The organism is Candidatus Sordicultor fermentans (genome assembly GCF_012728195.1).
Taxonomy (GTDB): Bacteria; Atribacterota; Atribacteria; order Atribacterales; family Caldatribacteriaceae; genus Sordicultor; species Sordicultor fermentans.
This window is the reverse complement of record NZ_JAAYFP010000079.1, coordinates 1-11,367: the sequence shown is the minus strand read 5'-3', so window position 1 is coordinate 11,367 and position 11,367 is coordinate 1. Positions and strand designations below refer to the sequence as shown.

The following is an 11,367-nucleotide window of genomic DNA, read 5'->3' as shown; positions in this document are numbered from 1 at the left end:
GCTCCTAATCAAAGAGGCATCCAGAACAGCAAAAAGAGGAGGGGGATTCTTCTCTCCAAAAGGTTCAAGCTTTTCTAACCAGAAAAGGGTCTCTTCGTTAACTTCTCGCAAACCAACGAGAGCATCTACCACTAACCCCCGCCTGGAGCGAGCTTTTTCCACTTCCTCGGCAAAATTATCGTTTAAAAAATCTCGCAATTCCCCTACCCTATCGGCAGGTAACCGGAGCCCGGCAGCCATCTCATGACCACCATAACGAATCAGAAGTGATGAGCTACACTCTAAGGCCCTCGAGAGATTAAAACCTGCAATGCTGCGACCGGAACCCATTGCCACCCCGTCGATTTCAGTCAAAGCTATCACCGGTCGATCCAGCTGCTCACTGAGACGGGAAGCCACAATACCTAAAACCCCCTGGTTCCATTCTGGTCCTGAGATTACCACCACCTCATCCTGAAGATAAGCTTCGTTTTTCTCATCTTGAAAAACACTCTCTAAAACCTTTTCTTCTTCTTTCTTCCTCCGAGAATTCAAGACATCCAGATAGCTCGCCAATTTTATAGCCTCTTCATATTCATCGCTCAAGAGTAAAGCCAGAGCCGGCTGAGGGTCTTCTACCCTACCTGCGGCATTGATACGGGGAGCCAGAATAAAACCTATCTCTTGCGTCCCTATAGTTCTTCCAGTGAGGCCGGAAACTTCACAGAGAGCCCGGAGACCACAGCAGGGATTCCGGTTCAACTTTTCGAGGCCATAACGAACGATGACTCGATTCTCTTCCAGAAGAGGAACCACATCGCTCACCGTCCCTATGCAGGCTAAATCTATATATTCTTCTACTGGAATTACACTGGTCCCTCGATATTCACCATAAGCTTGAGCCAAAGCTAAAGCTATTCCCACCCCAGAGAGAGGAGAAATCATCTCCCGGGAATCTCTATCCCAGGTGCTTACTACACATAACTCCTGGGGCCAGAGGTCAAAATCAGGGAGATGGTGGTCAGTAATTAAGACCAGGATGCCTTTGTTTCTTAGCGCTGCAATCCCGGGTAAGTCCCTGATGCCACAATCCACTGTTACGACAAGATTGGGTTCTCGCTTTAAAATACTTTCTACTGCCTCCCGGTTGAGTCCGTAACCTTCTCGAAAACGGCTGGGTATATATATCTCTACCTCAGAAGAGAAAAGTCGCAGAAAACGGGCTAAAATAGCTGCAGCAGTTAAACCATCAGCATCATAGTCACCAAAAATAAGAATTTTCCCTCTTTCTCTAATCACCTTATCTAAAAGTAAAACCGCCTCTTTTAAATTAGGCAACTCCTGGAGTTTTTGCAAAAAAGAAAGATGAGGGTTTAAAAAATCCCGTGCTTCTTGAAGAGTGAAAACCCCCCGGTTCATAAGCACCCGGGCAATGGAAACAGGCATAGAAAGGGAACGAGACAAGCGTTTTAAATAACCTTCGTTCACCTTTCTAATCTGCCACTTTTTGCCCAAAGATATCTACCTCCGCAATGGCTTTCTCTCTTCCCATTCTACCCACAAGGAGCTAACTATAAAAATGGAAGAATAAGTACCAGCGATAAGTCCAATTAATAAAGTAAAGGAAAAGTCCCGAAGCATCTCTCCCCCTAAAATTAAAAGAGCCAGGACTGGTAAAATAGTGGTTAAAACTGTGTTAACGGTGCGGGAAAGAGTTTCATTGATGCTCCGGTTAACCAGTTCTCCAAAAGTTTCTCCTTTTTTGCGCAAAGCTAAATTTTCCCTTACCCGATCCATAACTACAATAGAATCATTGATTGAATAACCCAGGATAGTTAAAATAGCTGCCAGAACCGGAGCACTGAATTCGCGCTGGAAAAGAGAAAGCATCCCCAAAACGACCAAAGCATCATGAGCTAAAGCAACAATAGAGGTAACTCCGGGACGGAATTCAAAACGTATGGACACGTAAACGAGAATCCCGAGAAGTGCCACTAAAACAGCAGTGACTGCCATCCGACGCAAATCTGCTCCTACTGCTGGTCCTACATCTTCTACTCTTACCAGCTCCACTTCCCCAAATATTTCTCCCAGGATTTTTTCTACCTCATCTTGCTCCTCAGAGCTGAGCTTGGGAGAACGAATGATTACTTCTTGAGGAGAAAAGCGCTGCACTGTGCTTTTTGCGAGATTTAACCCTTCTAAAGCCTCCCGCACCTCTTCCACTTCCACCTCCCGGTTAAACCGAAACTGGAGAAGTGTTCCTCCGACAAAATCTACACCGTAGTTTAACCCTTGCACCAACAAGCTAATCAACCCTACTGCTATAATAATGATAGAAATGGTGTAAGCTAGGCGACGGTTTCCCACAAAATTCAGATTAGGATTTTTTATCAATTCCATTTATTTTCTACCTCCTGGCCCTTCAAGCTTCAAACTTGATCCATTCAGCAAAGAAATCTACTAAAGCTCGAGTAACCCAGATACCGGTAAACATGCTGCATATGATACCTAAAGTCAGAGTTACTCCCAGACCTCGCACCGGACCTGACCCCAGATAGAACATCATAACTGCAGCAATCAAAGTGGTAATGTTAGAATCTAAAATGGTGTGAAAAGCTTTATTGAATCCCGCTTCTATCGAAGCTCGCCAGGTTTTCCCTGCCCGGTATTCTTCTTTAATCCGTTCAAAAATGAGAACATTAGCATCTACCGCCATACCCACAGTAACTATGAAACCGGCAATCCCTGGTAAAGTCAAAGTAGCCCGCAAACTAATAAAAATAGCCAGGAAAAAGATAGCAAAAGAAGCTAAAGCTAAATCGGCCAGTACTCCCAACCACCCGTAATAAATTATCATAAACACTACGACAAGGAGAGCACCAACTACTGCTGCTCGGAGCCCATGAGTTATAGAATCCTGACCCAGGGAAGGCTCCACAGAGCGGTTTTCTATCACCTCTACCTTAACCGGTAGAGCTCCCGCCCGGAGTAATATTGCCAGATTTTGCGCTTCTTCTAAAGTAAACCCTCCGGTAATCTGCGCTTCTCCTCCCATTATAGGTTCTTGCACCACTGGATTAGAAATAAGATTGTCATCCAGATAAATCCCTATGGGTTTTCCTACATTAAGAGTAGTAGCCTGAGCAAAAAGCTTGGCTCCCTCTTCATCAAAAGCTATGGAAACTACCGGTCTTCCAAAGCGGTCATATTGCACTTGAGCGTTTTTAAGATGTGCTCCGGTTAAAAGTGTGTTACCATTTTCGTCTTTAAACTCCAGAAGAGCAGTACGTCCAATCACCTCCACTGCCCTTTGAGGATCAGTGACCCCCGGCAACTGAACGAGCACTCGACGCTCCCCCTGCCGGGCAATAACCGGCTCTGCTACACCTAACTGGTCTATCCGGTTACGGATGATTTCTACCACTCTTTTCACTGCATCGCTGTCTACAGGAGCCTCAGGAGTATCCACACACTCAAGCAGAATGTGAGAACCTCCCTGCAAATCAAGACCCAGGCGAATTTTCTGCTTTACTGGTATAATAACCACCAGAGATATCACTACTAAAACTACAGATACAATTAGTCTCCAGGGTAAATTACCTCTTCTCAAGTTCTTTTCCTCCCCAGCCGGCTTCTGATATTATTAATTATAACCTATTCCTTAGTGGCCACAGCACTCTTGGAAAAGCGAATCTTGGTATTTTTGTCTACTTCCAATAATATATCATCTTCATCCACTTCAGCTACCGTTCCATGAATTCCTCCTATTGTGACCACTTTATCTCCCTTTTGAATGCTATTCAACAGCTCCATCTGTCTTTTCTGTCTCTGCTGTTGAGGACGGATGAGAAGAAAGTAGAAGATAAGGATCAGAAAAATAAGGGGAAAAAGCTGAGCAATAATGCTGGGCGCAGCGGGCGCAGCAGGTGCAGCAGCATCAGGTACTTCATTAGCAGCGTGAGCCAGAGAAATAAACCAGTTCATCATCAATCACTCCTTCTTTATTTTTTAGAAAAAGAAGAGGAATTACTTTCATATCCCGCCAGAAACTCCTCGGCAAATTCGAGAAAATAACCCTCTCTTAAACTTTTCCTAATATTTTCCATCAACTCTACCATAAAATATAAATTATGTATAGTAGCCAACTCGCTGGCCAGTATTTCCTTACATTTAAACAGATGCCGCAGGTAAGCTCGAGAAAAATTAAGACAGGTATAGCAATGGCACTCTGCATCTACGGGACGAAAATCCCGAGAAAACTCCTGCCGACCAATATTAACTTTGCCCTGATGAGTTAAAAGGCAACCATTTCGGGCATTGCGAGTAGGAAGAACACAATCAAACATATCTATACCCCGGCGCACTCCCTCTATTATGCTCTCTGGTGTGCCCACCCCCATCAAATAACGAGGCCTATCATGAGGTAAAAAGGGTTCCACTTTTTCAATTATCTCATAAGTGAGAGGAGGGGGTTCACCCACACTCAAACCTCCCAGAGCATATCCAGCGAAATCCATCGCCACCGTCTCTTTAGTGCAATAAATTCGTAAATCCTCATCCATCCCTCCCTGGATTATACCGAAAAGGAGCTGATGAGGAGAAGAAAAAAACTGTTTGCTTCTCTTTGCCCACTGAAGAGTCCTCTCTGCTCCGATGCGCTCCTCGTGAGAAGAAGCTGGAAAGCCAATGCACTGGTCCAGAGGTACCACAATATCTGCTCCCAGATCCATCTGAATTTGCAAAGCTACCTCAGGAGTGAAACGGTGGAGAGATCCATCTAAGTGAGAGCGAAAATACACTCCATCTTCGTCCACATCCACGAGATCAGTCAAACTAAACACCTGAAAACCACCACTATCAGTTAAAAGAGAATAAGGCCAGGAAATAAAGTGATGCAAACCCCCTGCTTCCTTTACCACATCTTCTCCCGGCCGGAGATGGAGATGATAAGTGTTGCAGAGAAAAATCTTCACTCCCATTTCTTCCAAGCGATCTGGAGCAATAGCTTTCACCGTCCCCTGAGTTCCTACCGGCATAAACACCGGTGTTTCTATTACTCCATGGGCGGTATGTAATAGCCCCAGACGAGCTTGGGAATAATAGTCAACAGCTAAAAGCTCAAAATTTTCCAAACTTCACCTCTTATTTTATGAGCATAGCATCGCCAAAGCTAAAAAAGCGATAATTGTTTTTGATAGCCTCTTCGTAAGCTTCCTTCATAAAGTCGGTTCCGGCTAAAGCGCAAACCAGCATAAAAAGGGTGGAGCGAGGGAGATGAAAATTGGTAATCAGCCAGTCTATCACCTGAAAATGAAAACCAGGATAGATAAAGAGATTCGTCTCTCCTTCCATGCCCTTTAAGGTGCCAGACCGCTGCCAGATTGACTCCAGAACTCTCACCACCGTTGTTCCCACTGCTACTACTTTGCCTCCCTTTTCTTTAGCTTCGAGAATAGTTTGTGCCGCGCTTTCTGTGAACACAAAATACTCCGAGTGCATATTGTGGTCTTCTATTCTCTCTTCTTTAACCGGTTGAAAAGTCCCCAATCCCACGTGAAGAGTAAGAGACACCACCTTTACTCCTTTTTCTTTTAATTTTTTCAACAAACGAGGAGTAAAGTGCAAACCAGCAGTAGGAGCAGCTACTGACCCGGGAATGCGAGCATAAACCGTTTGATAATCCTCTAATCTTATATTCCGATTCTTAACATAAGGAGGAGTAGGAGCTTCACCGAAAGACTGGAATAAATTCTCTTCTTCTCGGGGAGAAAAAAGAGGGTTAACCAACCACATTCCGTTATTCTGCCCTTTCACCATCCAGCTAAAGTGAGAGTCTTTTTGTAATCTGAGAATCTGACCCACCTTTATTTTTCGAGAAGGACGCAAAAGACACTCCCAGTCCTCTCCCCGGTGGCGCAGAAATAAAATTTCCACCTTTCCCCCGGTTTCTTCCTTATACACCCAGAAACGAGCAGGCAAAACCCGGGTATCATTTATCACGAGAACATCGGGAGGCTCTAAATATTCCAGTACCTCATAGAAAAGGCGGTGCTCCCACGTTTTTCGCTCTCTATCCACCACCATTAATCGGCAATGGTCTCGAGGATAAAAAGGCTCCTGAGCAATCAGCTCTGGAGGCAGAGAAAAATCAAATTCGGAAACTAAACTACTCACTTAAAAGTCGTCCTCTCTATCCGGCAACCAGGAAAATAATGGCTGAGTATCTCTTCGTAAGAAAAACCTTCCTCCGCCATACCTTTTGCTCCCCACTGAGAAAGACCCACTCCATGACCGTAACCTTTTCCCTCAAATATAAAAGCAGTACCTTGAGAAACAACTTCTTCCTCCACCACTATCCGGGGAGGAGGAGAAATACCTTTTTTCCGGTTTCTTTCTTCTTCTCTCATTTTCAAAAAATTGATTATATCATCTAAGTCCCAATCTTTCTCCATCCATTCATCATAGTCAAAAGAAGAAGATGACAATGATGATGACGAAGAAGGAAAAGTTTCTTTTCTCACTTTTTGCTCTTTTTCCTCTTTTTTCATTGCAAAAAAAGTGCTGGGGAGCTTTTCCCAGCCTATAGCTTCTCGAAACCGGGAGGCAGGAAAGGAAAACTCACCATCTGTAGTTATCACTTCAACTTCTTCCACTCTCCCCTCCGAGGAAGAGGATAAACGAATATCCAGAATTTCTCCCTGGATGAGGCGAGCTTCTCTCAGGCTTTCTTCCAGTTCTTCTTTTGTAAATTCCACTCTCCAGGATGAGTGAGGGGCATTCCCTTCCCAGGGGGAAGCAACTTCCACAAGATAGGGCACCTCTCTCCCCCACACATCAAGAGCACTTTCAGTAAAGCCACCACTTTCTGAATGAAAAACGGCTGAAGCTAACTCGTTCTGGTAAGTAAGTACTAACCCTTTAGTCTCTTCCACCAGGCGATTGGTAACCGGATCTTCAGCATTAATTCCTCCGTAGCGCTGACAATGGTCGGTAGCACAGAAATTGAAACCCTCTTCCTCGTGACGTCGCAAATTTTTCAAAGCATAGGTGCGAGAAACTATAATTTGAGCTTTGAGAGCTTCCACAGGCCAGGCAGGACTCAATTCCAGCTTCATAGTGCCTTTGATATAATCTTCAACAGGGAGCTGATTTATCACTAAAATACCATCGCTTGATGCTTTCACAATAAAACTTCCCCGATAGGGTCTTTTACCCCACAAAATTGGTTCTTTGCCTTTAGGATATATATAAACTTCAGAGGAAAGGATGTTTTCTTCTTCCCATTCTACCTTCCCTCCCTTTTCCCTGAAGTGAACAGGATAAGAAGAAGGAACAGAAAAATAACGCTTTCCTATTTCTATTTTTAAGCCTCCGGAGGAGCTAAATACCGCTTCTTTTGCTTTATTCAAATTAACTTTCACTTCCAGTTCTTTTCCCCATCCCCAGGCCCCATTCATACAGACAAAAAGAACCAAAAATATGAGAAGGATAACTCTTTTTCGCATTTTTTCCTCCTAACGCCTGAAGAAGAGAGCAAAAAGAAGGCTGAGAACCACGCTGATGATGATGCAGGTTGTAAGGGGAAAATAAAAGACAAAATTACCCCGCCGATAAACTATATCGCCAGGCAGGCGCCCCAGTTTATTTATCCCCGGAATCCGGGGTACAATGAGCAATAGAACTCCCACCACTATGAATACCAAACCCAGAATTAAGAAAATTTTAGCCCAGTAAGACGTTTCCATAGCCTCCTTTTTACTCCTTCATATTTACTGAAAATACAACCGCAATAATTCTGCCGATAAAGCTTCAACTCCCTCGACCGGGTCACGCTCTGACGAAAACCCTCCCGAAAATCTCGGACCAGAAATTTAATACCCAATTCTTCCTCAATTTGTTTCCCTACTTCCCAGATGGCTGATAAATCTTGATAAGGACTGATAGTTAAGGTGGTAGTGAAAAATTCAAAACCCCCTTCTTTTCCCCACTGAGCCACTTTTCGCAACCGCAGAAAATAGCACTTAGGACAGCGATTTTCTGCCTCAGTAATGAGAGAAAAATATTCCAGAGGGTTGTAAGGAAAGGGGGCTTTAAGAACCTTCCCCTCCCTCTCCAGGTACAAAACCAGGGTTTCATAACGACGAGCATATTCATCAAAAGGATGGATATTGGGGTTATAAAAAATATTTACCACTTCCCATCCTTCTTTTTCTAAAGCTTCGTTAACGTAGGTGGCACAGGGAGCACAGCAGGTATGCAGCAGAATTTTATCACCCAATTTCTTTCACCTTCTGGAGATATTGGCGACCTCGAGCAGTTATTATTCTCCCTCTTCTGGTCCGGGCAATAAAACCTAATTTTAGAAGAAAAGGCTCACAAACCTCCTCCAGAGTAGCAGGATCTTCTCCTAAAGCGCTGGCAATATTTTCAATCCCCACCGGTCCTCCTTGATAATGTTTAACCAGCACCTCTAAAAATTTTCGATCAAAGTCGGTAAGGCCTACCTCATCCACCCCTAAGTGATTAAAAGCCTGTTTTGCTATTTCTTCATCTATTATTTCCCTGCCAAAAAACTGAGCAAAATCTCTTACTCTCCGAAGCAGACGATTGGCAATCCGGGGAGTGCCACGGGAACGATGAGCAATTTCTTCTGCTCCCCCGGGTTCGATCTCCACTCCCATAACCTGTGCCGACCTCTTCACTATTTTAGAAATTTCCTCTTCTTGGTAAAAATCCAGCTTCTCCACAATACCGAAGCGATTGCGCAAAGGAGAGCTGAGAAGACTCACCCGGGTAGTAGCTCCCACCAGAGTAAAAAGAGGCAATTGAATGCGTATACTTCTCGCTCCCGGGCCTTTTCCCACCACAAGATGAAGAGCAAAGTCTTCCATAGCACCGTAGAGAATCTCCTCGCAAGGTGGAGGAAGGCGGTGAATTTCATCGATAAACACTACTTCCCCCGCAGAAAGCGTACTAAAAACAGAAACTAAGTCTCCGCCTCTTGTAAAAGTGGGGCCAGATAAATAGCGAAGGCTGGTGTTCATCTCGTGGGCGATGATATTAGCCAGGGTGGTTTTACCCAGACCAGGAGGACCAAACAATAGCACATGGTCTAAGGGTTCACCTCTTGAGCGAGCGGCTTGAATGTAAACCTGGAGATTGGACTTAACTTTTTCCTGACCGACAAAATCAGCTAAACTTTGCGGCCGTATGAGAAAATCGTCCACTGATTCTCTTTTCAAACCCCACCACCTAACTTGACTAAAGCCTCCCTGACCCAGGTCTCCACATCTGCTCCTTCTTTAACAAGTTCATTCCATAAGTCATCAATCACTCCTTCGATTTCTACTGGACGGTAACCCAGGCGAGATAAAACCTCTCTAACCTCCTCCACTGTCCCTCCCAAACGCTCCTTGCCCTCTATTTTCCACCCTTTCTTCAAAAAGCGGGGTTTTAACTCCAGCACCAGCTTCTTTATGGTCTTGGAGCTGAGGTTGGTTCTGGTCTCTAAAGTTGAAACATCTTCATTCAAAGTTAACTCAATTAAGTCTTCCCATTTTACCCGAGAGAGGATTTTAAAAGCAGTACGGTGACCAACACCTCTGACTTCCTGCAGCTGGTCAAAAACTGACCTCTCCTCCTCTTCATCAAATCCATAAAGGGTGAATTCTCCGTTCTCCCTCATAAAAACGCGCAAAAGAAGACATCTTTCTTCTCCAATATCCCCGGGAAAAACGAAAGGAGTGACTTTCAGGCGGAAACCAAAACCGTTAGCCTCTACCACCCAATCTTCTTCTCCTGTTTCCACCACTTTTCCTTTAAGATAATCTAACATTTCCTCTACATCCCGAACGGAAGGCGTGACAAATAGCCACTGCCAGGGCATCGGCCACGTCATCCGGATTAATTTCTTCTTCTATATTTAAAATTTGCCTCACCATATAAATAACCTGATTTTTAGTGGCTCTTCCGTAACCCACTATGGATTGTTTGACTTCAAGTGGTGTATACTCATAGACCGGCACCTGATAAAGAGCAGCACATAATAAAACTATCCCCCGTGCTTCTCCCACAGCAATAGCAGTTTTGGAATTCTTATTAAAAAACAATTCTTCCACCGCTATCTCCTGAGGGGCAAACTTCTCGATTACTTTCTTTAAATCCTCAAAAATGAACTTTAATCTTGTACTGGCGGGGAGTCCTTTATCAGTGGCAATAAAGCCATAATCTACCACCTTAAGGGAATTACCCCGAGCAGAAGACTCTATAACCCCAAAACCGGTGATAGCGGTTCCCGGATCTACTCCTAATATATGAGCACTCTCAGGCATTAGCTACTCAGTGATTCTAAAATCTCATCCGCTATTTCAAAGTTAGAATAAACTTCCTGCACGTCATCATGCTCTTCCAGGGCATCAATAAGCTCTAGAACCTGCTGAGCAGTTTTACCCTCCAGATTCACCCTGGTTTTAGGAAGCATGGTAACTTGAGCCAGGACATAAGGTATACCAGCATGCTCTATAGCTTCTCTCACCCGGTCAAAATCAGAAGGAGGAGTAATCACATCTATGGTGCTCTCTCCCTCTTCTATATCTTCCGCTCCAGCTTCAATTGCCACCATCATTAGCTCTTCTTCATCTACATCTTCTTTTTCAAAACTAATAAGACCCTTGCGTTCAAAAATCCAGGAAACAGAACCACTTTCTGCCAGTGTCCCTCCCCGACGGGAAAAAATATGCCTTATTTCAGCAGTGGTTCGATTGCGGTTATCAGTTGTGGCTTCTACCATTACAGCCACTCCTCCTGGCGCATATCCCTCATAAATAACTTCTTCGTAATTTACTCCTTCTAATTCTCCAGTGCCTCTTTTAATTGCTTTTTCGATGTTTTCTTGAGGCATATTCATCTCCCGGGCTTTCTGGATAGCAATCCGCAGAGAAGCATTAGTTTCCGGGTTTCCCCCTCCCTGACGAGCAGCTACCGTAATAAGGCGGGTGACTTTGCTGAAGGCCTTACCCCGAGCCGCGTCAGTTTTAGCCTTTTTGTGTTTTATTTGTGACCACTTAGAATGTCCGGACATACCTTCAACTCCTTAAAGAAACTTTACCCCATTTTATCACATCTTTTTCCAATTTGCAGGAATTTCTTGACTCTTTGCTACCCGAAAGGAAAGATTTCAGCGGGTGTGGCAATCGCTTCTCCGGAAGGGGAAAGGAAAGAAAAAAAGAGTTGAGGGTTTCCCTTTTTCGTCATGCCTGAAATCTTTAATCAGGCATCCACATCATCCGTCATTCCCGAAATCTTTTATCGGGAATCCATGTTTTTAAATAATTTAGACCCCGGCTTAAAGATTGCCGGGGTGACAAAGAGGGGGGAATCCAAATG

13 protein-coding genes are annotated in these 11,367 nt (G+C 44.3%); all 13 read right to left on the bottom strand.

The features are described from left to right. Positions 1-1,494 (bottom strand): single-stranded-DNA-specific exonuclease RecJ (gene recJ / locus GXZ17_RS03665; RefSeq protein WP_409375935.1); only part of this gene is annotated, 1,494 nt, incomplete at its 3' end. 6 nt (positions 1,495-1,500) lie between these two features. Beyond that, positions 1,501-2,382 (bottom strand): protein translocase subunit SecF, encoded by an 882-nt coding sequence (gene secF / locus GXZ17_RS03660; RefSeq protein WP_409375934.1) that lies wholly within the window; start codon positions 2,380-2,382, stop codon positions 1,501-1,503. A gap of 22 nt (positions 2,383-2,404) precedes the next feature. Further along, positions 2,405-3,592, bottom strand: coding sequence for a protein translocase subunit SecD (gene secD, locus GXZ17_RS03655; protein ID WP_409375933.1), 1,188 nt, complete (start codon positions 3,590-3,592; stop codon positions 2,405-2,407). Positions 3,593-3,636: 44 nt separating this feature from the next. Beyond that, on the bottom strand, positions 3,637-3,969 hold the full coding sequence (yajC, locus tag GXZ17_RS03650; protein ID WP_409375932.1) for a preprotein translocase subunit YajC: 333 nt from the start codon (positions 3,967-3,969) through the stop codon (positions 3,637-3,639). 14 nt (positions 3,970-3,983) lie between these two features. Beyond that, positions 3,984-5,114, bottom strand: a complete 1,131-nt coding sequence (gene tgt, locus GXZ17_RS03645; protein WP_409375931.1) for a tRNA guanosine(34) transglycosylase Tgt — start codon at positions 5,112-5,114, stop codon at positions 3,984-3,986. Positions 5,115-5,124: 10 nt separating this feature from the next. Beyond that, positions 5,125-6,156: a tRNA preQ1(34) S-adenosylmethionine ribosyltransferase-isomerase QueA gene (gene queA / locus GXZ17_RS03640; RefSeq protein WP_409375930.1), complete on the bottom strand. Its 1,032-nt coding sequence runs from the start codon at positions 6,154-6,156 to the stop codon at positions 5,125-5,127. Continuing rightward, positions 6,153-7,487 (bottom strand): SpoIID/LytB domain-containing protein, encoded by a 1,335-nt coding sequence (locus tag GXZ17_RS03635; protein ID WP_409375929.1) that lies wholly within the window; start codon positions 7,485-7,487, stop codon positions 6,153-6,155. Before GXZ17_RS03635 ends, queA begins: the two co-directional genes overlap by 4 nt. Positions 7,488-7,496: 9 nt before the next feature. Beyond that, positions 7,497-7,727, bottom strand: a complete 231-nt coding sequence (locus tag GXZ17_RS03630; RefSeq protein ID WP_409375928.1) for a DUF2905 domain-containing protein — start codon at positions 7,725-7,727, stop codon at positions 7,497-7,499. Further along, positions 7,694-8,260 (bottom strand): epoxyqueuosine reductase QueH, encoded by a 567-nt coding sequence (locus tag GXZ17_RS03625; protein ID WP_409375927.1) that lies wholly within the window; start codon positions 8,258-8,260, stop codon positions 7,694-7,696. Before GXZ17_RS03625 ends, GXZ17_RS03630 begins: the two co-directional genes overlap by 34 nt. Continuing rightward, positions 8,253-9,224, bottom strand: coding sequence for a Holliday junction branch migration DNA helicase RuvB (gene ruvB, locus GXZ17_RS03620; protein ID WP_409375926.1), 972 nt, complete (start codon positions 9,222-9,224; stop codon positions 8,253-8,255). The genes GXZ17_RS03625 and ruvB overlap by 8 nt, the downstream gene beginning before the upstream one ends. Continuing rightward, positions 9,221-9,817, bottom strand: coding sequence for a Holliday junction branch migration protein RuvA (ruvA, locus tag GXZ17_RS03615; RefSeq protein ID WP_409375925.1), 597 nt, complete (start codon positions 9,815-9,817; stop codon positions 9,221-9,223). Before ruvA ends, ruvB begins: the two co-directional genes overlap by 4 nt. Then, a complete protein-coding gene (gene ruvC, locus GXZ17_RS03610) occupies positions 9,801-10,313 on the bottom strand; it encodes a crossover junction endodeoxyribonuclease RuvC (protein WP_409375924.1) in 513 nt (170 codons plus the stop codon). The genes ruvA and ruvC overlap by 17 nt, the downstream gene beginning before the upstream one ends. Next, positions 10,313-11,062, bottom strand: a complete 750-nt coding sequence (locus tag GXZ17_RS03605; RefSeq protein WP_409375923.1) for a YebC/PmpR family DNA-binding transcriptional regulator — start codon at positions 11,060-11,062, stop codon at positions 10,313-10,315. The genes ruvC and GXZ17_RS03605 overlap by 1 nt, the downstream gene beginning before the upstream one ends. Positions 11,063-11,367: the final 305 nt, after the last annotated feature.

Coding starts and splice junctions, on each gene's coding strand:
- GXZ17_RS03630 (WP_409375928.1), bottom strand. CDS start 7,727: ATGGAAACGTCTTACTGGGCTAAAATTTTCTTAATTCTGGGTTTGGTA.
- ruvA (WP_409375925.1), bottom strand. CDS start 9,817: ATGTTAGATTATCTTAAAGGAAAAGTGGTGGAAACAGGAGAAGAAGAT.
- ruvC (WP_409375924.1), bottom strand. CDS start 10,313: ATGCCTGAGAGTGCTCATATATTAGGAGTAGATCCGGGAACCGCTATC.
- GXZ17_RS03605 (WP_409375923.1), bottom strand. CDS start 11,062: ATGTCCGGACATTCTAAGTGGTCACAAATAAAACACAAAAAGGCTAAA.
- GXZ17_RS03635 (WP_409375929.1), bottom strand. CDS start 7,487: ATGCGAAAAAGAGTTATCCTTCTCATATTTTTGGTTCTTTTTGTCTGT.
- yajC (WP_409375932.1), bottom strand. CDS start 3,969: ATGATGAACTGGTTTATTTCTCTGGCTCACGCTGCTAATGAAGTACCT.
- secF (WP_409375934.1), bottom strand. CDS start 2,382: ATGGAATTGATAAAAAATCCTAATCTGAATTTTGTGGGAAACCGTCGC.